The following is a 23,136-nucleotide window of genomic DNA, read 5'->3' on the forward strand; positions in this document are numbered from 1 at the left end:
CCATGCCTATTTATGTATGTTAGTATTATTAATACTGTTGCGCATATCAGAAAACTCAGCCGTTTCAACAATAACTTGAGCATCAGTGAGCTCTTCTATATTTAAACTCCCTTGAATTACTGAGTTTCTTACATCTGAGCGAGCATTTGAATTGGGCTCTGTTATTACAGCGTTCCAATCTGATAAGTTAGGATTAAAGGCCGCTTGTGAATTTATTTGAATGACTGTCGGGTTTAATCTAAGTTCTTCTTCATTTTCGTATTTTGCATACTCAAGTGGTTGCGTTTGAATACTTAAGGTCGCGTCCTTTATTTGGTTTGTCTCAACGGCTACCCAATAACGAGTCATTCCACGTAAATCAGCGAATAGGGTTTGCCAACGCGATATTATTTCTCTGTGAGCCGCTTTTTCACCACGTAACCAGCCTTTATCCACACTTTCTTTCCAGATTAATCGTTCCTTTTCGTTTCGAGGTAAGAGTGAGGTTGGAGGAGGTGCAAGATCTAATTTCTGTTGAAAGAAAAGATAGTCACGCCAATTAGGTTTGCTCGCTGAAAGATATGGGTATTTTACGATACGGTAGGATTTTTCGTGAGTTAATATGACGCGATTATTAATTGTTTCAGTCGAAGAATCAATTTCATCAACGATCCCCCCAATTAAGTACATTCCAGCGGCCACACCTGTTTTTATCAGACTTGTAATATGTTCAAAGCTAAGTAGGCGGTCATATTCTTGAGAGCGTTTTTTTAATTGGGCTTCATGTTCAATCATTGTTCGATTAAAGGCATGATTGTATCCGACACGTTGTGCATTTCTTTCTAATTGTTCATACCAATCTTTTAATTGTTCCTTATCAGCACTGTATTGAGCGTTAGAGGCATCTAAATCATTTAGTTCATCTTTCGTCATTGCATTAATGGGCAGTGCAGTACAAAGCATGACTATTGATATGATCTGACAAAGTTTGTTTAATCTTAGTGGCATAATGATAAACCTACAGTCCTAGAGTTTTATACTCGATCAACATGGATTTAAAGTTAGGGTCAATTCTAAGATCCATAATATGTCCAGCATCCATTTTGATTTGCTGTAGTGCAATACGTAAAGGCTCGTTATTTAACTCAATACTAACGGGAACACCTTGAGCTGGTTTTCTACCTACTTCATATACAGAGTTGATATCCCACCCAAGCAATACAGCAATACTTTGAAGTGCTACTTTAAGATCGCACCCTTCGCATTTTAGAGTTCGCTTAGTTTCGAGACCTGAAAATATTGCGCTTTGAGGCACTTTCGCTCTGTTTGTTTGTGGTGATGTAGTTGCTTTTAACTTTGCTTCACGGATATTGGCCAACTTTCTTTTTTCATCGATCAATTGCTTTGCTAATTGTTCAATTTCAGTATCAATGTAATGTGGTTTGTTACTTGGCAAAGGGGCATTACTGTTAACACTTTTTGTGGAACAGCCAAGCGTGGTCAAAATAAAAAAACCAAAAAAAACATGTTGTATGAATGGTTTCATAGCAAATCCTTTCGTTATAATTTTCGACATAAACAAATGCAACCATATTATAAAGTAAATGATGTGTTTGCAATGTAAATATTGCGGTCGTTAGCGGCATGTTATTTTTTAAATCTAATTAAAAAATATCAATTTAAATAAAAGGTGATTTATATTTTGAATTTTTTAAAATTTATAGAATTTTTTGCGACCTCATACGCGGTTTCATAGTAAATAAGATGAAGACTTATTTTACGCTGTTAAATTAGGGTTTATAAATATAATTATGTTTGAATTATTTGCAGTTGAAGAGGTTACTTATGGAAATGGACGTCAAGTTAGCATTTTTCAGAAAAATAAATAATGCAATATCTTCGGATCCTACTTTACTATCATTTTTAGTCGATACTTATCCTGATTTTAGTGTGCGTTTAGCGACTAAGGGATTTGATTTACTTGAATTGGAGAAGATTCAAGTAAGTGTTTCGAATTATTCATCTTCTCATTATCAAAATTTAATCATCGCTATTCGACTTAATGGAGGGGTAAGTGAAACCGCTCATAAGCTGGACATTGATGCTTCATATATAACATTAACACTTTCATCATCTAATGAGACTCAATGGAATGAGCTTATTGAATTACTTAAATCGAAAAATATGATTGATGATGATTTCTTTGATAAAGCACGACCTTACTTCAATGAATCAATGGTTTCTCGATTCAGACGAGATAATCTTACCGCTATCCTTGCCACTGCTACCAATTATTCAGAAGTTATTAATCAGATGTCAACGCTACTATCTCCTTTTGAAGACGTATTACTTTATATTCAAAAAGGCACTGCTCATAGTCGTAGTAGCTGGGCTTGTCGTCGAATTGAAAAGGCATTAAAGCTTTCTACGGGCCGCTTAGATAATAGAAGCCGAAGTTCTTTTTAAAGTATATTAAGTAGGAGTTTTATGAAGGTTAAAACATGATCCTCTATCTAATTCAATTTAGATAGAGGATTTTTTATTTTAGATACTAACTTCTGAAAGTTGGCCGACTAATTCTAAAATAATGTCTTCTTTTGTGAATCTTTTACTATCAAATTTTGAGTTTTTCAATCGTGCTTCTATCGTGGCTAACGCTGAACCATGTGGAAATAACTTAGCTAATCGTAAGTAAGCATCTCTAGCCCCATATCTTAAAATCGCTAATTCTTTTATCATTTCATCTTCAGCATCGGATGCAAAATTCCAAAGATAAGAGGGGGTAATTTGGTTACGTAGAATTTGAACTACATAGCCCTTAATTGATTTAAATTGGCCTATATATAGCATGTTTCGACCAAAGTCACTTGAGTTGGACATACCAACCAATCTTGTTGCTTCTGATATAAATGATTCGGATAATGCATAGGTCTCTGCCAAGTAGTTAGCGTCTTCATTTGTCATCTTAAGAATGTATAAATTAGTTGCCAGCTTTAATGTTTCATGAGGCATATGAAGCACACTTTGACTTGAGATTGTAATACATAAGCCATATTTACGAGCAATCAATGCTGAGTTATCTAACAATGAATCCATTTCATCTGATTTGTATTGTTTATATTCATCACCGTATGAATGTTTTTTCATACTGGTATCAAGGCTAATTATTTTCTCGTACATTTCTTTGTATAACGGAGGAACTAAAGGCATAAAGGATTTTGGTTCACGCCAGAAATTTTTCTCAGCGACGTATTTACCTAACATTCCAAATAGTTTTTTTGTATTAACCGTTTCAGCATCGGATGAATTACCTGTAATACCTTTTAGATTGACTCCTATTACTCGCGCTTGTGAGATATCAATTTGCGACTGATAAGCAAAAATCTTTGAATATCGAGATAATAGGGTGTCAAGAGAGATAATAATGTAATCAATGATAGAGTCACCAGCAGGGGTTTTGTAGGTGGCAAATCTGCTACGCAAGGTGCTACTACTCGTTAATAATTGCATTAGCTCTGTAAGGCAAGCGCTCCCTTGACGATGGCAGAAACGAGCATGGGAGAAATATTCATCACCTAACTGATATAGCTTATCTCGTATTAGATACCATGTTTTTCGCTCTGTATTACTTATGTTTATATGACCTGAGTTTAATAACTCTTGAATTTCAGTATGTAAACGAGTCTCTTGTCCTGAGTAAACGCCTAACCTCTCAGTATATGGCATTGGTGATTCTTGATTGGTACGAAATAGCTCTGAAATTATGGCTTCCATAACATCGGCAAGCTTTGGGTGAACCGATTGACTTGATGTACCATTGACCACTCGGCATAAGAATGCGCCAGCAAAAGCGCGTTCTTGTTCTTCGAGCTGGTCTAACCCGAACTGTGGTTCAAGGATGTTAAATGCATTTCCAGATTGATTTAAAAACTGAATTAATTCAACTTTATAATGTTGCTCTTTAGGTAGCCAATTTCTTAGTGCAGAGATGTAGTTATGTACACCCGAGCCAAAGTCTAAGTATCCCATTAATGGTAAATTGGAATTGCCTTTACCAAAAATAAAAGTGTTATTAAAGATAGAACTAAATACTGTTTTACCTGAACCCATACCACCAGTAATGATGTTGAGTGAATAGTTTTGGGTTGACGTTGCAGGATCAATAGGGAATAACCTTCCATCTAAAGAAGAGCTGCATATTCCTCCCGTTGCCATCGGTGCAGCAGGTCGAGTGATAGGGGCTGTTATTATATGCTTATCAATTGGCTGTACACAATTTCGAGCTGATGGCTTTCTTGCAAACGCTGGCAAACTACTAGCATAGGCAGCATAAGTACAGTCTGGTGTTTTGACGGTACTTGATCCCCATGAGGTTAATGCTTGGATTATTTCTTTTTTATACTCTTTTGCTTTATCTAAAGTACTGGCCCACGTTGCGACACTTAGGGCTCCGCCTAGTAGTGTTCCATTTTCTTTTTCAGCATAGGTGGTTAATTCATTAATAGCGGAATCGATATTTCTTGAAGCCTTGGAAAAAAGGAAAAACATTAGCCATGTTTTTTTTGCAGACAGACGAGTAACGATTTCTTCTGTGCCTGTCTCAAATTCATATGCACACCGTAAAGGTATGTGTGACGAAATTGAACGTAACAGTTTTGAAAAAGGTTCAGGCGTGATAGGAAAATACTCGCGATCCACTGTGGCAATATAGTTGGAATTTGATTCAATGATACTGCTGTCACCATAAGCACGTTCTTTGTCGTTAGTTACTAGTTGCCATGCTAAAGGTGGGTAGGTAACAAAATCTTCATCATTTTCAGCGAGTGCAAAATCACATTCATCACCAATGCCTTTTGCCCTCCATTTTGTTTGATTGAGGGCGACAAGCTCTTCTTCTTCTTTAATTATTTGTAAGTAGCGATCTGATGTTTGTTTTTCTAAAGTAATGTGTTCAGCTAACCTCGCTTGAATACTTGTACAGAATGCTTGATGAGATTGAAGTATGCTTTGCGTTTCAATAAATTGATTTTGTGCGAGAGTTGGCATTTGATCTATATTGACAGATTCACCGACCATTGTTGGTATGGTTATACTGTCTCGACTTGAAATTGATGACTTGGTTGTTACTGTCAAGATCGTTCTTTCAAATGAACATTCACTTTTGAGATCTTTAATTTGCTCTTCAAAGAAGTGTTTAGCTTCTATACCTAAGCGAGAAATAGAGTCTTGTGTTGATCTAAAAACATCTTCAAGTTGAGTCGCTGTTCTATTAGGGTCTCTTGTTAGATAAATCCCTATCTTTCGATGAGGGGTTCTAAATATTGTTTCAAGGGTTTTAGATACATCGGATAAGTAAGCTTCTTCGGTTGCATCTGTTAAATAACGACTCATACCTATAATTTCAAATGCGGTAATACACCCCCCATTTGTTGTAATTACTGTGTACTCACAAATATTTGATTTTGTGAGTAATTGACAGTGACCTAAAGCATGATGCGATAGTTGATCTGATATCAAGCTAGTTATTGCGTTAAGTGAGGGGATAGCTAAAGGCATATTTTTTTCCTAAAAAAGTAATGTCATCGGTTTTTCTTGTTCTTGCTGATGCGATTGATGTCCATTGCTATGTGAGGATATTGGTTTTTCTTTATCTTTTGAGGTCAAAAAGCGTTCTTCTACCGTTTTTAGAATATTGGCAATATATTCTTTCTGTTCGTGTGGTTCTTTTGTATTTGCCTCTTCTAACTGAATAACAGTTTTAGCGGTAATAGCACCTCGCTCACCAAATTGCTTTGCTATTTTCCATAATAAATCTCGTTGAGTGAGTTGACTCATATTCGTAAAATAGTCGGCTGCTACATGTGGTTTTTCTGAAAAATTACTATCCATATTTGTCACCATTCCTTTATAGAAGATCTATTTGTGGGATCATATCTTCAGCTAAAATTAGATCTTTAAGTTTTTTAGACTCTGCTGAATCAGTCGAATCGATATAAAAGCGAATTGCACCTGTATTAAAGCTACTTACTTCTATTTGGTTATCGACAAATGTCTTTGCTTTTAATCTAAGCATTATTCGGTCATAAGCTCGTATATAGGTACTAATTGGGGATGGATACTTATCTTGCATTTGTGAGTAACCAAGGGAAGTCCAAATAACCTCATTAACTAAACCATTTACATAGCTTAAAAATTTAACTGAATTTACTTCTGGCATTGTTGGCGCAAAAGGAAGTTTTTTACCTTCAGTGACATATACACTACCAAGCTTAAGCAGTGAATAATTTGCCATATCAATTGCTTCAGGAAGTGCCGCCCAACGTCTAGGAGGCGTAGCTTGCAGCTCTTTACCAAAAGGCCAATAATCGTTGTATTTTGAAATAGTATTTACTTGCTCAACTTCAATAAAACCACAATTTGTTTTTGCTAGCTCGATTAACTCCTGTAAAACTTCGTCGTCTCCACGGATATGAGACTTCTCAGATTGACCAATTAAACGACCATTAAAATTATTATTGATTTGGTATTCATTACTAGCAGGGTATAGCAAATTTAATAAGGTTAATGTGTATGGCACTCGTGGAAAGCGAGCGGAGGTAATGCTTTGTATATCTCTACTTTGTCTTAAGCTATTTGCTTGCATTTTTTGCATAGAATTTGCAATTGCTCTTTCTAATTCAAGGTTTGAAGCCATTGCGAGTAATGGTCTATTTCTTTGATGATCTGGTAGTAATTTTGAATGAATCTCCTTTATTGCGGTAAATTCAGTATTCATCAAATTAATTCCAAATTGTGCTTCTAATTTATTAGCCAGCATTTGACATACAGTGTAAAAAATTGGCAGTTTTTCATCTAGTTTTTCACTTAATCCAAGTTCAATCGCTATAGTGCTGAGGGTTACCCCCAAAAACTTTGATGAATTAATATTTCTAAATCGATCCAACCCAAAGCGTTTGTAGTTATTTGGCTTAATGTTTGTAATGTAGATATAATTTGATTTTAGGTTATTTAAATTGATTTTTTTTACTTCGTTCGGATGACTTGAAATACATTCATAGCCATTATCTACAAGGCGACTTCCAGAGCCTAGCGCTTTATTATCATCAATCCAGATGATACCGATCTTTGTATAATTCATCGTTCAATTCCTTTTTTTTGATTTTTAAAAATGGTGGCACGAGATAACCATTCCGCAGGGTGTAGAGGATTCGATTTTCGAGCGTCGTTTATCTGGAATATTGAATTAGAAAACATCTCTATTTCTTTTTGAAAACCATCGGGATGAAAAAATAAACGGAGACCATAAAAGGTATTTTTTTCTCTTTGTTGGTATTCATCTTCCGACATAGCAAGAAATGTATCCGCAAAGTCAGCAGGGCAGTTTGTTTGATAGTTTCTTAATACCTTTGTCTTTGTATGCTCAAAAGCTCGTACAATGCTTCTGGCTTGCAATGTAATCTGCTCTAACGTGTCGTACTCAGATGTATTGTCAGTTGTTTTTGATAATGCAAGTTCTAAGCAATACGTAGTTAGTAATAGTGTATTAAGGTTTTCTTGACTAATATCAGGAGCGAAAATTATTACTCCCATTCGGTTTTTACCCACCCAACCGATATGCTCACATAAATGACAAAATGGGCAACGTATTGAAAAATTACTTTCTTGATTATTCTCATGATCACCATCTTTGTGATGGACATGAAATCCTTTGGGCATTGCTAAAGTACATTTTTCACACTCCAGCTCTTCATCATTGTGCATTCTTGCTTTTCGATTTTGAACAAAGCTTTCACGAGCGAGTTGGAATTCTTTATTTGCCTCATCGAAATTAGGGTTATCACTCCGACTAACTGAGCTTAGGTTTCTAATTGCCCCAATAAATAGTGTTGATGTCATTATGTGCTCACTCGTTATTATTCATTTGGTGAAATAAAGGAACTGTCTTGGTCTAAAATATCAGTGACAACCTGTGTTTCAGATTGGAGTACCTGCCGAGTTGCCATATTGCTACATGCCTTTGGTGACATAAAAGCAAATCCAATAATGCATAAGATCATGCCAAATCGTGGTGATATTTGTCTTTTATTTGCCCAAGCGATGAATAGCAACCCAGAAGCAACAGAACCCAAACCAACTAATGCAACGACACTTAAACTTTCACCTAGTACCCCACGAAGAACAGTTGCCATTCTTGTAAAAAAGCCACCGACGGTATTCCCATCGTTGAACTCATTAGCATAAGTAAGAGTAGGGAAGCTAAGAATAAGCCATAGTATCCAATTAATATGTTTCATTAGCTTAGCCTCCTTAATCATTATTCGATAAATTCTGTATATTCAACGTCTTGGTTAGTAATGGTGTTTGTACCCATGTTTGAAAAGGCTTCAAAGCCCATTAAACAAAAGCCAATGAACATCACTACTGCCGCACCAGAACGAGTAGTTTGCGCATTATTGGTTTTATTGGCGAGGGCAAGCCCTAATAAACCACCACCAGCACAAACAATACCGATAAGCATGATGACACTTAAACTTGCTTTACTTGAGGCGTCAGCCAGAGTGCCAGCATCTTCAACTAAATCTAGAAAGTTACGGCCTTTACCTTCGGCTGATACTGATGGACTAATAAGAAAACCTGCGGTAGCTAAACAGCAAGTAAAGTACTTATTGTGTATGTGTTTAATGATGTTTTTTGGAAAAATCATTTTCTATCCCTTATTTAAATTTTACGCCTGCAATACAATATTTTTCAGTGCAAGTTTCACCTGTTTGGTAATCAATGTTTCGCACTGTTCCTAGCCCACTCACATACTGATTCATTTTTAAATGAACTAGTTTGTTGGTTTTTTCATCAAGAGCAACGACACGTTGTTGTTCTTTAATTGGAGTGATTATTTTCCAACTATTAAGATAAATTTTTTCTTTCTCTTGAGTCTTAGCAACACGTAGTTCTACAACTTTATTTTCTGGAGCGACCTTTTTTTTCTGTTTACTTTTTGTAGATTTTCGTGCGGCTATTTTTTCAGCATAAAGTTTAATTTCTTCTTCTGACAACTCCTCTCTAACATCATCAATAAACCAGCCTCCAGAGATTAAAAGGCGTGGTTTTTTATCAATATAAATTAGCTTCTCTACCTTATGGCGACCAAATTTACTAAAAAATCTTTCACCAATAGTTAAAGTGATAGTGTTGTCTTTACCATCTCGTTTCGGTGCATCAACAACAAAAAGGGTGTTATTTTTTAAATTAGAAATCAGTTTGAATTCTTTTAAACGTTGGCGCTCAATTATCACCGTCGTATCACCATTGCTTTGTGCAATTTGTGATTTTATCTGGGTCATATGTTTTTGCGCTTTATTGAGTTCTTTAATGCCTAGTTGATGTTGTTCCTTTATGTCATCTAACTCTTTTAATTTAGTCCCAATTAACACGTTAATTCGTGCTGATCGATCTTTAAAAGCAGTGTCGATAATCTGTTTTACTTGTATTTCGGTTAATCCTGTTTCTGTTGCTGGTTGAGAGGGTAAGTTTTTAATAACTGCCGTTGTTGTGGCTTCAACTAATGAATCAAATTTATGATCAAACGCATCTGAAACATTGCCACTAACCAGTTCTGGTAACTCAGGACGCAAAGTGTCAAGAACGGCAATTGAAATTGCGTTTATTTGCTCAGCATTGAATTCTGGTTGAGAATCGTTTTCTGAAAACATTTGATTAACAGCAATAAGAATCCGTTTATTTTGTGCTTCAGAGTTCATGTTATTGTAAACAGCACCACCGATACCAACCAATAAACTCAATACCGCAAGTATGACTGCTATGGATGCAAGGTTATTTTTTTTACTGGCTTTCTTACCAGAACTTAAAGGGTTTTCTTCGTCAGACATAATATGCCTCCGTACTTGGTTAATAATAGTTAGGGAAAACCGTTTCAAATGATTGATCGGGTTCAGTTTCAGGATCAGCATCAAAGAGCCCTTTTGGTAAATATAAAGGCTCAGAGAAAACTACGGCTGCTGGGTAGTTCATAGGAACAGATACCGTTGATGGGATGTCTGCTCTTTTTTGTAAATCAGGTAAAAATTCTTTCGCAACGCTTGCTAAGCTCCCAATAATTCTATCTGTTACCCCGATAACATTTGGGGTTTCAATGACCACACCATCATTAACAATTGTTGTTGATGAAGCTGTGACGAAATCTAGCCAAGGCGCGATAAAAGCGGCACTTCCTCTGGCCCAAAATCGTTCCGCAAAGTGAGTATCTACATCGTTATCAAATAAAGGCTTATTACCTTGTAGAATATCAACGGCATAACCGCTAATTGCTTGTGTATGGTCCTTGAACTGCAATTCACTTACCTTTAGTAAGATGCCATCTTGGTATGGGTTTAATTCAAACTGCGCACGAATACGAACGCCTGTTAGTGGTGGATCATACAAATCAATAAATACATCTAAGCCGTAGTCAGAGTTAATTGCCTCTGTTATTTGGCCAACGGCTTTATCTCCCATATTAAGGATACGGACCATATCTTCTGTCTTAGTACCATTAGAGTCATTCCCTTGCTCTTCAGAGGTTATTTGGTCTTTTTCTTGTTGGGCTTTTTTAGCTTGCTCTTTGGCTAATTGATCTTCTTTGATGCTTTTAACATGAATGTTTTTATGTAGCCCGATATCAGTTGTAGGTATAACCGAAGGCGTTGTCCCCATCGTATAAGTGGTTGCGAAAGTGGTTACGTAGTCAACGGTATTAAATGGCGATGGCTGATAACTTTTCATTTCAGATTTAAATAACTTAACCATATTCCCATTTACTATTTCTTTTCGTGTTGGTGGTTTTGCAACCACTTCGGCTTTCACTGGTTTACTTTTCTCTACTTTGGTCTTTGATTTAGTTTTGGGCTTTTCTTCTTTTTTTGGTTCTTCTTTACTCGACGCAGAACTAAGCTCAACTTCTTTGGTAGGAGTTGAAGATAAAGCACTGGAGTTATTAATATGAGAAACCCCATTTTTTATAGCTTCTTGTTTTTCTAATTCCTGAGCGTCGTTTGCTGCCACAATAGAAGGTGAAGTGTTCGGCTTTACGTCAGACATTGATGCTCTTGTAATTTCAGCCGCAGAGGTTTTTACGTTTGAGCGAGCAGCTTTAGTATTCTGTCTTGATGTCAATAGTTGGGCTGATTTAGCTGATTGGACGTAAGCTGCGATGCTACCTACAGCGACAAAAAACATCACACCACAAAAAATTATTATTGCGCGACGACGTTTTTTTCTTTCTTTAATTGAAAGGATCGCTTTGTTGCTTCCGCTATCTAATGGTTTACTCATTTACGAATACCTCTGTATCTCGACCATTTATTGAAAACCAATAGCTCGAACGAGGGTGAGCCTTATAAATTTTCCAATTACCAATTCGCTTAATATCGATCATGTCATACAGCATGTTTTGTGGCGTTTTTATATAAACATGTTTGTTATAGCGCCAGCTTTGACTATTGCGAGGAAGACCTTCAATGTTAATACGTTGAGAATTTGGTACGTTTCGACCATTTAAAAATCGATACATTGCAGGGTCATCTTTATTGCTTGTGCTGGTATAGTGATCTAAAGCTGACTCAATAGTTTGTGATGCGTCAGGGGATATTTTAGGCACTTGTATATTCAGTTTTGTGTTTAATGAAAATTCTGGATTAGAAGTTAAATAGAGCGGAATTGGTTGGCTAATGCCTTTGAGGAATATAAAGCCACTAACCGTTTTAAAATCATTATTGGCTTTAATGATTAATATATTTTCATTAATAGTTTCAATGTCGAATTCGGTATTGGTTTTAGGCAAGAATTTTACAATTGGATAAGGGTTTCCTAGTTGATCGAAAAAAGAAACTGCCGCAGGGCTGTTTACCTTTGTATTTACAGATATTACATCATTCCCTTCGGGATCAATCGGTTTTGTTTCAATAGATAGTTGCGGTGTATAGATATCCTCACTTTTAGCTTTTTCTATACTGGCATTGATAATTCGTCTTTGTTTAATTTGTTCTGGGTTATTTGTTGTCGCGTGTAAATCATTACTGTAATTGATATCACTAGTAATCTGGTTCAAGTTAACTTTTCTTTTTCTTGTTTCAATTTTACGATGAGTGGCGACCAGCTCTTGAATTGCTAAGTCTCTTAATACCTCTTGTTCTTCTTGAGATAAATTATCAAGATTAAATAGAGCATTTTCAATTGTTCCGTATTTTCGAAGTAAAGATAAAGGGGTAACGGTTTGTTGTTCTTGGCTGTAATTAACAGAACTTGTAGAGATGGGTTGCGGTTTATTTTTAGCTATTTCTTCAATAGGTAAGATACCATCTTGTGTCACGATGGATACTGATGCATACGCACTAGTAGCCACAATGAAAATACTGATTAAAGTTTTCACTGTAGCTTTTAGCATGATGTAAAAGTGTTTCCATACACAAGTCATAAGTCAACAAATAGATATATTATTTATAAGATAAACCCATAATAACTACATTATAAAAAAAATCATTATTTTTTTAAAAAATGGGAGGCTATATCACATGTTAATCATTACTTACCATGCTTCTAATGCCAATCGCTTCGCGTCGAGATATTTCACTCATTCGCTCCAAGGTAACAATGTATCGAATTGGAGCATCTAATCTTTGTCCGTAAATAAGAAATCGGAGCGTCATATCTAGCTCATATGTGTAAAAACCTTTCATGCCGCTTGGTGTTGCTCGTTGTTTTATTCCTTTGTTTTTTAATACTACATTTTTAATGTCTACTGTCATTGATGTGCTATTACTGATCATTATTTTGATTAATTCAGATTTCTCTAATGCACGGTAGAAGAGTTGGCCATGATTAAATTCACTGTTTTCTTTTTGTCGATTCAATGAGAATTTATTAGCGTTGCATTCTGAACTTATCATGGCATAGCTGACATTATCGAAAGTTAAGCAGTAAGTAAGGTTCTTAATGGCCCATTCGATGATTTCTGCATCACTTTTATTTGGATGAGGCTGGGTTAAAGGCGTTGTTTTTAATGGGGTCTCATGGTCATTTATGGCGATGTACCCACGATTGTAATCAAAACTTTGAATTGTATAAAACTGATAAGCTGTATGAATAACTAAGCCAAAACTAACCCACATAATACCAAACCAGAAAACAATTTCTTTTCGGATGAATTGGCCATATTCAATTGCAGCTTGCATTGCTGGGTCAACTTTTTCGTGCGAGATATTTTTGCTCATTACATTCTGATCCCTATAATCGTAAACTGATTTGGATTCTTAGCGTGTTTTTGTGGTGCAATCCATAATGTTATTCCTCTCGATGATGGGGACGTTGTTTTCCTTTCCACAAGTGACGAAATAGTTTGAGCATAAACAACATAATAGAAACGTTTCTCTTCACGCGAAGGCGAGGACATGATTATTGGAGAGTAAGGGAGACCAACATAGATATTCGCCCCTTTAGATGTCAATAATGGTTCTAGCTCATTTACATAATTATTCCTATAAGCTCTTGCTGCACTGGTTTGAAAGTAGTTGCTTGAACAATATTCAGACTTTGATGTGATATTAACTACGGTGAATGAAAAACACGTTGGTATCGTTTTTTCAAGCCAGTTAATTAATTTTTGGTCTGTTAAGCTCGCAGTACTTCGAACGGGAACCCGTTTCAATTTATCTTGATCATTATCTTTTACTTTCATCACAGCTATTCTTTCAGGTTCTTGAGTAATAAAAGAATTCATGGCGATAACCGCTACCCATGATAAAAGAATGAATACCAAAGAAGCAGCAGTGAAATAATGTTTCATCGTATTACTTCCCATAGCGACATTCTATCAATCAACAAACTTTCAGGTGTGTAGTTAGGCTGTGTTGGGAGTATGTCAAAGTTGAATTTGATACGAAACTGAGTCGTGGGAGACTTGGAGCTTTCACCTAAAATTATCATAGCTTCAGCTTGTAATGTCCACTTTTCAATTGGAAGTAATTGCCTTGCTAATGGATTGTTTATTTCTTCTTCATTAACCCAGTCAGGGTAGTGAGGAACAATGACAAGTGGTACGCCTTTGGAAAAACGCATATGTAAACGTTGTATTTTATCATTATTTGTAAGTTCTTTTTCTAATCCATAATGTTTTAGATTTGCTTTGATATCTGCATAACCCGTAGGGGTGGCGTATTTAATTAGAGTGTTGTGGATGTTGGTAAATGTTGAGGTGGTTTGTGTCAGAATGGCGGTAAGATTTCTTGCTGAAACAGATTGAACCAAAGCAACACGATCATCGAAGTAATGTTTTTCATCAATAATTAATGAGGTATTTATACCACCACTTGAGGTGTCTGTAGGTAGTTCAAAAACCCCTGAAGATTTCATTAGTAAATTTTTTGAGAAACCAGCCAAAACCAAGAATAATAGACTGAGAGTAACGAGTATTATCAATGGCGTTCTGCTCGATTTAAATGAAACTGAACGGAAGTGATCGGCAATGATTTGATTCTCATTTATTGAATTTTGTTTAGTTTCTGTATCCATTTAACTTCTCCATCTTGATTGTATGTATGTAGATTCCATTCTCTTTTTTTATCGTTGATAATTAAGGATACCGTGGCTAGCGTTAAGCTTAGAGCCACCATTACAACGGTGATATTTCTCAGTACTCTAGCGACGAAAGCACACTTCCTGTCATCTAGCCAAAATTTAGGCATGTTAAAATAAAATGGACCAATTCTTATTTGTCTTTGATTTGATGCTGGTAGTTTACTTATCACATCATTAAATTTGACTTCCACCACAGCATTGTTTCTATTGTTTTGTTTTTCCATAGACTTCATGATACTTGTATAAACCTTGTGTAAGTGTATTATAAAAAAAATATAAATCATATGGAAATGTAATCATGTCAAGTTTAGATGCAGAACACTTAAAAGAAGATGGAAAACACTCTACTCAACCAAGTAAATTTGCTGAATGGTTTAATTCACCTAGTAAGTCTTTTATTTATGCTTATATGTTTATTGTTATAACGTCAGTATTTGTTAGTGTCATACTTTTTTCTATCTTGGGCGCATCTTCATTGCTTTATGCAAGAAAGCTCAAAAAAAGAGAAGACAGTGATGTTATAGCGTTAATGGCTAGTTACCTTAGCGCTATTGGCAAGCTCTGCATACGATTTGTCATTACGACCCTTTTCCTTGCTTTTATTATCTTCAGTCTTTACAGCAGTACTACGGTTCCCCCATTTATTGTTAATAACAGTTTATATCTAGTTCCTTTCCCTATTTTATTTTTACTTTTGGCCTTCATATCCAACGCTGTTCGCATGCACTTGGGCCTTCCACCAATGACCAGACTTCTTGATCCTGTTAGATATTTTTTGGTTTGGTTATTCCGTTTTTCTAAAAAACTAGTCCGTAATATGTGGCTAGAATTTAAAGCGAAAAGCTAAGGGGAGGAATTAAAGTGCAAGAAAATAAACCAGATGGCGCATTTCAAGTTTTGGGAGCATGGTTTAGTTGGCTAATTGTCTTAACTTTGGTTATTGCAATGCTATATATGCATTCAGAGAAATTCATAACGGTGTGGCGTGGCATGCGATTACTTGAGTTGTGGTGGTGGAATGCGACTTTTCAATTTGTCGGTATTGAGTATTTCGATCATTTCCTTTCTCAACTTGAAAAAACACCACCAAATAGAATTGGATGGAAGTTTGTCTCTGCATTTGAAGCAAGCTTAAATACATATCTGCGTTTCCTATATGCAGGGGTGTTGATTGTTATTGCTGTTCGTATGCGTTTTAATTCACAGAAAGTCACAGGGGAGTTTAATGTCCAAACTCTTTTAGAGCAGTATGCTGATGAATCTGAATCATTAGAGTCTTTGGTTCATGATAATCCGTTAAAAAATAATCGTAAGTATGATTTTTCGAATCGCTGTGACTATCACAATAGACATGCTCAAGCTATTTCACCTCAAACTTATATTGAAGCTTGCCCACCTATGAACGCTTCTAATGAAGAATTAGAGCAACATTCAGAAGCAGAATTAAATAAAAAAGAAACATCATTTAGGCCTATTGCCATTATCAACCGCTATAAAAAGCAGGTAGATTTTTGTCGTATTAGCGCTCGAATATCTCTTGAACGTCAGATAACAGATCCCCCTTCACATGGTGGCTATTATTTGGATGAGGATTTTGTACCACGATTATTTGATAAAAGTGGTGAATTAATTGAGCTTGTTGTGGTTAAAGACCCTGAAACGAAGGAACTAAAGATTCAAGGTGGATTCTCTTTAGATGGCTTAATTAATAATGGCCGTGAATATAACGGCACGGCTTCTGAATTACGCTTATTGTTCAACGGTATCGAACGAAGTGTTTTTGATACGCTTTGCGCTCGATATAACCACCCGTCAGTACCTCTTGCTGATTTTGTTTTAAATCTTACTAAACGTCATGCCTATCGAAGAACTTATTTAGTTGAGCTACTAAGGGTGGTGCGTCTTAATGCAATTATCGCATCAACTGAATTTTATATGATCCAACGTCGTGATCGTATTTTGTATTTTACCTTATATAGCGCCAGTGAAGAGAAACCGTTCTATGAAGCTTTAGGGGTTATGGCGCATTGGTCTATGGAAAAATTGGCAGGTGAAAAAGTAATTAAGCCGTATGTAGATACTGGAATTAGTGTATTGGAAAAAGATGCAATGCGTATAGCTGCGAAAAAGCCACCAAGACGTAACCTTATTGAAGAGTTAAACCAGCAAATGCTTAAGGATAATGACTTGTCAGAATCTCGTGCATTTGAATTTAACGATAAAGAGGCAATGAGTTTATTAAAATCTAAGCTGGAGCCAAATTTATGATATTAACAGAAAACGTATTCACTCATTTAGAACACAATAAAAACTGTTCTCATTGCACTGACTTTCATCATGATCAATTAAATGAGAAAGAGTCCGTTTTCTTATGTCACATTTATTCGCAACAATTTATTGAAATTCCTTTTCTTTGTAACTCAGCTTCATTTAATGACACGAAGGTTGCTAAATGATTATGTTGATACTGATACGAGGAGGATTGCATGTCTGATCCAATTGCGAGTACCTTTAAGCAAAAAACCCGTTTAGCAATGAGTAATGACTTATTTGAGAATAAATCACGTCACATTGATACGAGGCCTATTTATGCTCGCATTATTGCTTTAATCCCTTGTGTTCTAGATGTGTTGTATTTTTTAGCTGCTTTAGCTGTGTTGTTTTTACCATCATATAGTTATTTTATTTTCGTTCTATTTTTATTGTTTGGTATCTATGCCGTTAGTGTTCAATTTGATTATCTAATATCTGCACCGACTTTTTCTAAAGGTAACGGGTGGATTCCTGAAGATGGACGAAACAAAAAACAACATAAGCTCAAAGCATTTATGTTGATTGGCTATGATTTATTGTTTGGCCGCCAGATGTGGATCCCTATTGATAGAGAGACTCGAATGAGTCTTATTTTAGGAACTACAGGGTCAGGTAAAACTGTTACTCAAAATGCTCAATTATATCAAACGTGTTTGCATGGCCATTTTAAATACGGTGCGCCTATGCTGCTTTTTGATGGTAAAGGCTCTATAGCAGGCTTGTACGATTTTCTTTTTTATATAGTTCGTGCTGGCCGTATTCATGATCTTCGCATTCTAAACTTTCTAACTGGTGGTATAACCCAAAATTTAAAGGCCATGTTAGATGATGATTGGTCATCAAATAAGTTCCAGCCTTTTTCAGTTTTAAATAAAGAAGAAGCGAGAGGGCTTATCATGTCCTTTGGTAAAAGCTCAGAAGGTGGTAATTCAGATTTCTTTAGAGACCGTGCAAATACCATGCTTACAGGGGTTTTCTCTGTTCTTTGTTGGCGTCGTGATGAGCTTGGTGAGCCACTAGATGCGGCTGTAATTCAAAAAAATATTGAATTAAAAACCATGTTTAGGTTAGCGGCTGATAATAGTATGCCCATCGATGTTCTTAAACCTTTACGTGAATATTTAAAAACATTGAATGCCGTCGAAGATGCGCATTTTGCGATGGATGTAGATCAAGGCTTTGAGATTAATGCTAAGGCAGAAGAACAACATACCTATAACCGTTCAATGCTCGCAAAAACAATCAATGAAATGGTTGAATCGTTAGGACATATATTTTGTTCTACAGGAAGTGATATTAATTTACGTAATGCAATAGCACATGGTCAAATTGTAATTGTGTTACTCCCTTCAATTGAAAAAGAACCCGATGCAATGGCCGAGTTAGGGCGCATGGTTGTGGGGGCATTACGTCCAGCCTGTGCTCCATTATTAGGGTTTAAGGTCCAAGGAACCAAGCTGGAAGTGGTGGATTCTTTACCTTCAAATAGAATTATCCCTGTTCGGATCTCTTTTGATGAGGTTCTTAACTATTACACTCGTGGTATGAGTCAGTTTTTATCATTACTTCGCTCATCTAATGTGGCTATCTCAATGCTTGGGCAATCGCTTAAAGGTATTTATGATGCAGGGGAATCGGAAGGTCGTCAGTCACTTGCTAACTTAAACAACAAGTTCTTATTTTCTACTCAAGATGTATACGAAACAATGGAATTGATTTCTAAATCTGTTGGTTCTGTTGTTTCTACTCAATTAGGTGAATTACAAGCGAATAATACTTTTGGTTGGAGAAATGCAGACCGTTTGCAATTATCGAAAGAAGAGTTGATAGATGCTCGTGATATGGCTGCGGCTGACCCAATGGAAGGTATCTATCTTTATCGTGGTAGCGTTACTCCATTTAAATCAGCAACATTTTTTCCTGATGATAAAAGAGATGGCACATTAGATTATTTTAAATTAAATATCTTCGCAGAACTGTTAACACCACCTGATGACGACGTTGAGCGTGTTAAATCAATGCTGAATATGAATAATCAAGTTAAAGCGAATACCCTTAATAAGATTGATGAAACAGAATCATCTAATGCAGTTATTAAGGCATTTACTGACACTTTAAATTCTAATTTAGCTGCCGCAAAAGATATTGGAAGTCAGTATCGTCATTTGCTTCATATCATGACTTACACACTCGTTGATGAGCTGCTATTAGATCAAGAAGATACTTTTGATAGTGCAATAAGTGCTTTAGAAAATACGTCTGAATTGAAGCATAGAACGGGGAATGTTGATGTAGATGTTCGTCATGTAATAACAAGCAATAACGATGAAGTGATTGTTAGTGAGCCAACGGAAGATGATTTTTCTGAGTTCTCTGAGTTTTCCGCACCAGAGCAAGCCAATGATACAGAGAGCGCTCAAAGTGATGAATCTTTGCCTTCGCATGGTCATAGCACTAATACCCCAGAGAAGGCAATAGAAGATACAACCAAAGACACTCAAGAAGACGACTTAACACCTGAAGCTATTATGAAAAGAAACGCTTCATCGCTAGGGCTTTCAATTGAAAGTGTTAGTGATTTCCCTCTTATTAATGATGATGAAAATGAAACAGCAAGTGACGGTGTCACGTTTAATACTGAGGTTAACGGTGAATTTGATTTCGGAGACGATGAACGACCAGAAATTGATGATGATTATTTAGCGTATTTTTCAGAAAAACAGGAATCTACACCGACACCAAGTAATGATGAAGAGACTGAAGAGTTGTCATTATCTCATTTATTACTTTCAGGTGACGCCCTTGAATCTCATTTAAATAATCAAAATGAGTCTTTGCCATTTGGTCGAACGCTTGAAGATAGTGATTCAGAAGCTAACAACACAAATGATGAAAGTGACCAAACAGATGAAGCTCAAGAGAGTAATGAATCGAATGTTTCTGATTCTAGTGGGCAACAAAGCGAGTTAGCGATTAGCAAAACAGTGACCAAATTATTTAATGATGGTGAACAAATAACAGGCTTGAATTTCGAAGAGATTAAAGAAGCATATATAGCGCCATCTAATTACATAGAAAAGCCAGTACTGGATTCGTTAAGTGAAGATGACGCAAAGCATTATGTAGAAACGGTACATTCAACAATAACCAAAACAGAAAGCTCAATGGCAGATGATCTATTGAACGATATGTTTGGTGACATGAATTAGGACGGAAGAGATATGGATATCCCTATAGATAACACCATTACTTCAATGGATTTGGCTTTTTATGAATACAAGGCCAATAAGGGTGAAAAGCTAGCTACCTGTGTAATTAAAGCTGCGAGACACTATAAAATCCACCCTGATTATATTTATACCATTGCAAAGCAAGAAGCTGGAACTACAGGGGAATACCGTAGAAATAAAAGTGATGGTACGCATGATATGGGGCAGATGCAGATTAACTATGAAACATGGGCTGAGGAGTTTTTACGTTTAGGATTTAAGGTTGATTGGTCAAGAGTACTTTATGACTTATGCGATAACGTATTTGTTGGAACGAAAATAATAGAATTACGTCAAGGTACTGCGAAAAATGCATTAACAGCAATGGCGAATTATCACTGGTTTGTGAATGCAAAGAATAAAGCGCCTCACTTTGTTTATAGAAAGCACATCACCAAAAAATACAAACGACTTCAAAAAGAAAAAGAACGTTTTAATGAATCTAATCAACTTGTAATGAATCGGTGAATTTATGTTGATCGTTGCTGAAAAATATCGCATGGCTCATGTATTAGCGAAGGTTTTAAAATTCGAGAAGTTCTCATGGCCATTCTTTTATAATGAGGCAGGGGATGTCATTGCATATTCTCAAGGTCATTTATTTCAACCAAAGCATTTAAAAGATGAACTGTATACTTGGTCGGACCCGAAACCATTTGAATCGTTGCCTACAGAGCTGTTTATGCTACCAACGGTTGATTACACTATTCGTGTTCGTAAAAGATCGTTATCTACAGGTTATTTGCGTGAGCGTGTGCCTATGCTCATGCAAGAGCATGATGTTATTGTAAACGCATGCGACCCAGATAAAGAAGGCGAACGTATTTTTTATGATCTGTTTAATTCTGCTCAAACCAGTGCTGTAGTTTTACGTTTAGATTTGAGTAAAGGTATTACTCAGTCATTGATCCACGCTGCGTATGACAATTTGTTTGATGCAAGAAAAACGAAGGCTAAGCATTATTCAGCACAAGCTCGGTTATGTGGCGATTTAGGTTATGCATTATTAACATCGGTTATGACGTTCTATGGTAGAAAAGGGTGCTTACATCCTTTGCTTGCTGGCTATACAGATAAACAAAAAAGTGTTGTGTCTGTCGGTAGAGTACTTATTCCTGTATTACAACTGATTGATGATCAGTGTTGTCTTGTTGAAAATGTTAAGTTAAAGCAAGTTCATTGCCCTTACGTCGAAGGAAGAACGGAATCAGGGGCTAAGGTTACTTTTTACTATGATTGGCAGCGACTTGGTTTACCAGCATCGGCTTTATCTGATCCACGTCTAGCTCAAAAATATATTCAACAAAAATCACTCAATGATGAATTTGTTATTGAATCAGTTATCAATGAAATGCATATGGTCGCAGCCCCAGATATGTATGATACGGCTTCAATGCAAGCTGATATGAAAGAATTATCGCCAACTGAAACACTTGATGTTTTACAATCACTGTATGAAAAGGGATTGATTACTTATCCAAGAACAGATGAGACGGCATTACCTGACGATGATATGACTTCTGATAAATTAAGCGCTTTATTTGCCAGTATGGACAATAACCTTAATTCTGTGTCAGACCGAACCTCTAAATCATCAAGAGGTTTTTTAGAAAAACATGAGTCGTTAATTGAAAATGCATTACCAGATAATAGTAATAATCAAAGCAATGATATTTCAGCCGCTCATACGGCATTATCACCAACCTCGGCACAAGCGAATTTATCAAATTTAACTGATACTGAAATCGCTGTTTATTCCAAAATATGCGAACGCTTCACCTCGGCACTTGAGGGGGAGAAGTCTGTTTGTATAACAACGGTCACTGGAAAATTTGCCAATGATAAGAATGGAATGCTGGGGGAGCAAGACGCCCCTTTCTCATTTGAAAAATCTACATACACTTCAAATCTAGAGAAAAGTAAAAGCAAATACATAGCGCTAAATGAAGGCGATATTATCTTATTGGATAAAATCAATGTCAGAGCTGAGGCGCTAGATATCCCTCAATATTATGCAGAAAATGAGATCCCATTAGTCATGCTTAAGGTTGGGGATCAAGTTTCAGATCCAGTAGTTGCCAAATTACTGCATGAAACAAAAGGGCTTGGTTCTGCTTCAACACGAGATAAAATTGTAGCGTCTTTACTTAAGCGTGATTATGTTGAAATTTCAATTATTGATGAACGTCGTTGCATTATTATTACAGGTAAAGGAAAAGCCATTTTAAGTACGTTACCGAACCAATTTAAAAGCCCTGTGACAACAGCAATATGGGAACATGAGTTCTATAAGATAGAGACGTGTAATGATCTTGAACTTGCTAAACAGATGCGTGATGGGTTTATTAGAAAAATATACACTCAACTAGAAACATACATTAAATTTTTGAATAAACGTTACGGACGTAATGTACAGGGCGTTTCGTCTGGAAATGATACGTTGCCTTCAAAAGAATTAATTTTCAAGGTTAAACAGTTAGCTAGATTGAAGCAACTTGAGCTCCCTGTTCAAGTATTAAATAGTAATTCGCTTGCAGAGAAATGGCTACTTGCTAATGCTTCAGTTATGCACTCCAGTATGAAAGAGCAGTTGGAACAATCAGGGTTATCAACATGTAATAATACTTTACGTGATGAGCGTCGAATTGATATCCGTAAACAGGCGATACAAGGAAAAAGCTCAAACCCTCCAACACAAGCCCAGATGCTCAAAGCGATAAAATTATCAAAACAATCAGGGATACGAATGCCCGAAAAAGCCAAGAAAACGGCCAGTGAGTGTCATGTATTCATCGATGAGTGTAAAAAGAAGCTAACCCCTTCAGATGAGCAAATCAATACGCTTAAACGCCTTGCGGCTAAGCATCGCTATCCAGTATCAAAATTAATCTATAAATCGCGCAAGCAAACCATGAATTTAATCAACAAACTTAGAACTAAATAGGTG

At 36.2% G+C, this 23,136-nt stretch carries 21 protein-coding genes; 6 read left to right on the forward strand and 15 right to left on the reverse strand.

Annotated features, from left to right (window positions below; all coding sequences use genetic code 11):
* Positions 1-6: 6 nt before the first annotated feature.
* Together PVK62_RS08130 and PVK62_RS08135 are read right to left on the reverse strand one after the other, a co-directional pair.
* Positions 7-987: a type IV secretory system conjugative DNA transfer family protein gene (locus tag PVK62_RS08130; RefSeq protein ID WP_274440639.1), complete on the reverse strand. Its 981-nt coding sequence runs from the start codon at positions 985-987 to the stop codon at positions 7-9.
* A gap of 10 nt (positions 988-997) precedes the next feature.
* The gene (locus PVK62_RS08135; protein WP_274440638.1) at positions 998-1,525 is read right to left on the reverse strand and encodes a hypothetical protein; all 528 of its coding nucleotides are present in this window, start codon (positions 1,523-1,525) and stop codon (positions 998-1,000) included.
* Positions 1,526-1,824: 299 nt separating this feature from the next.
* On the opposite strand from PVK62_RS08135, the gene PVK62_RS08140 reads away from it, so the two are divergent.
* Positions 1,825-2,445 (forward strand): hypothetical protein, encoded by a 621-nt coding sequence (locus tag PVK62_RS08140; protein ID WP_274440637.1) that lies wholly within the window; start codon positions 1,825-1,827, stop codon positions 2,443-2,445.
* A gap of 78 nt (positions 2,446-2,523) precedes the next feature.
* Here PVK62_RS08140 and PVK62_RS08145 read toward each other — a convergent pair whose 3' ends face one another.
* From PVK62_RS08145 to PVK62_RS08205, 13 genes are all read right to left on the reverse strand, one after another.
* The gene (locus tag PVK62_RS08145) at positions 2,524-5,535 is read right to left on the reverse strand and encodes a hypothetical protein (RefSeq protein WP_274440636.1); all 3,012 of its coding nucleotides are present in this window, start codon (positions 5,533-5,535) and stop codon (positions 2,524-2,526) included.
* Between the two features lie 9 nt (positions 5,536-5,544).
* Complete coding sequence (locus tag PVK62_RS08150) at positions 5,545-5,868, reverse strand: hypothetical protein (protein ID WP_274440635.1); 324 nt, start codon at positions 5,866-5,868, stop codon at positions 5,545-5,547.
* Between the two features lie 16 nt (positions 5,869-5,884).
* A complete protein-coding gene (locus PVK62_RS08155; protein WP_274440634.1) occupies positions 5,885-7,117 on the reverse strand; it encodes a hypothetical protein in 1,233 nt (410 codons plus the stop codon).
* A complete protein-coding gene (locus PVK62_RS08160; RefSeq protein WP_130066578.1) occupies positions 7,114-7,875 on the reverse strand; it encodes an HNH endonuclease in 762 nt (253 codons plus the stop codon). Before PVK62_RS08160 ends, PVK62_RS08155 begins: the two co-directional genes overlap by 4 nt.
* 17 nt (positions 7,876-7,892) lie before the next feature.
* Positions 7,893-8,273: a hypothetical protein gene (locus tag PVK62_RS08165; protein ID WP_274440633.1), complete on the reverse strand. Its 381-nt coding sequence runs from the start codon at positions 8,271-8,273 to the stop codon at positions 7,893-7,895.
* Positions 8,274-8,293: 20 nt separating this feature from the next.
* Positions 8,294-8,683: a DUF6750 family protein gene (locus tag PVK62_RS08170; RefSeq protein ID WP_130066577.1), complete on the reverse strand. Its 390-nt coding sequence runs from the start codon at positions 8,681-8,683 to the stop codon at positions 8,294-8,296.
* Between the two features lie 10 nt (positions 8,684-8,693).
* The gene (locus PVK62_RS08175; protein WP_274440632.1) at positions 8,694-9,866 is read right to left on the reverse strand and encodes a hypothetical protein; all 1,173 of its coding nucleotides are present in this window, start codon (positions 9,864-9,866) and stop codon (positions 8,694-8,696) included.
* Positions 9,867-9,885: 19 nt separating this feature from the next.
* Positions 9,886-11,307 (reverse strand): hypothetical protein, encoded by a 1,422-nt coding sequence (locus PVK62_RS08180; protein ID WP_192957884.1) that lies wholly within the window; start codon positions 11,305-11,307, stop codon positions 9,886-9,888.
* Positions 11,300-12,418: a DotH/IcmK family type IV secretion protein gene (locus PVK62_RS08185; RefSeq protein ID WP_255257958.1), complete on the reverse strand. Its 1,119-nt coding sequence runs from the start codon at positions 12,416-12,418 to the stop codon at positions 11,300-11,302. The genes PVK62_RS08180 and PVK62_RS08185 overlap by 8 nt, the downstream gene beginning before the upstream one ends.
* A 130-nt stretch (positions 12,419-12,548) precedes the next feature.
* Positions 12,549-13,244 carry a hypothetical protein gene (locus PVK62_RS08190; protein WP_192957882.1) on the reverse strand — a complete coding sequence of 232 codons (696 nt, stop codon included), beginning with the start codon at positions 13,242-13,244 and terminating at the stop codon, positions 12,549-12,551.
* A complete protein-coding gene (locus PVK62_RS08195; protein WP_192957881.1) occupies positions 13,244-13,816 on the reverse strand; it encodes a hypothetical protein in 573 nt (190 codons plus the stop codon). The genes PVK62_RS08190 and PVK62_RS08195 overlap by 1 nt, the downstream gene beginning before the upstream one ends.
* Positions 13,813-14,541 carry a hypothetical protein gene (locus PVK62_RS08200; protein ID WP_274440631.1) on the reverse strand — a complete coding sequence of 243 codons (729 nt, stop codon included), beginning with the start codon at positions 14,539-14,541 and terminating at the stop codon, positions 13,813-13,815. The genes PVK62_RS08195 and PVK62_RS08200 overlap by 4 nt, the downstream gene beginning before the upstream one ends.
* Positions 14,511-14,831 (reverse strand): hypothetical protein, encoded by a 321-nt coding sequence (locus PVK62_RS08205; protein ID WP_192957879.1) that lies wholly within the window; start codon positions 14,829-14,831, stop codon positions 14,511-14,513. The genes PVK62_RS08200 and PVK62_RS08205 overlap by 31 nt, the downstream gene beginning before the upstream one ends.
* A 74-nt stretch (positions 14,832-14,905) precedes the next feature.
* On the opposite strand from PVK62_RS08205, the gene PVK62_RS08210 reads away from it, so the two are divergent.
* The 5 genes from PVK62_RS08210 (at position 14,906) to PVK62_RS08230 (ending at position 23,133) form a co-directional block, all read left to right on the forward strand.
* Positions 14,906-15,454, forward strand: a complete 549-nt coding sequence (locus PVK62_RS08210) for a hypothetical protein (protein ID WP_274440630.1) — start codon at positions 14,906-14,908, stop codon at positions 15,452-15,454.
* A 14-nt stretch (positions 15,455-15,468) separates the two neighbouring features.
* Positions 15,469-16,875, forward strand: a complete 1,407-nt coding sequence (locus PVK62_RS08215) for a secretion/conjugation apparatus DotM-related subunit (RefSeq protein WP_274440629.1) — start codon at positions 15,469-15,471, stop codon at positions 16,873-16,875.
* A 218-nt stretch (positions 16,876-17,093) separates the two neighbouring features.
* A complete protein-coding gene (locus PVK62_RS08220) occupies positions 17,094-20,129 on the forward strand; it encodes a TraM recognition domain-containing protein (protein WP_274440628.1) in 3,036 nt (1,011 codons plus the stop codon).
* A gap of 12 nt (positions 20,130-20,141) precedes the next feature.
* A complete protein-coding gene (locus PVK62_RS08225) occupies positions 20,142-20,657 on the forward strand; it encodes a transglycosylase SLT domain-containing protein (protein WP_192957874.1) in 516 nt (171 codons plus the stop codon).
* A 4-nt stretch (positions 20,658-20,661) separates the two neighbouring features.
* The gene (locus tag PVK62_RS08230) at positions 20,662-23,133 is read left to right on the forward strand and encodes a DNA topoisomerase (protein ID WP_274440627.1); all 2,472 of its coding nucleotides are present in this window, start codon (positions 20,662-20,664) and stop codon (positions 23,131-23,133) included.
* Positions 23,134-23,136: the final 3 nt, after the last annotated feature.

Source organism: Aliivibrio sp. S3MY1, from assembly GCF_028765575.1.
Lineage (GTDB): Bacteria > Pseudomonadota > Gammaproteobacteria > Enterobacterales > Vibrionaceae > Aliivibrio.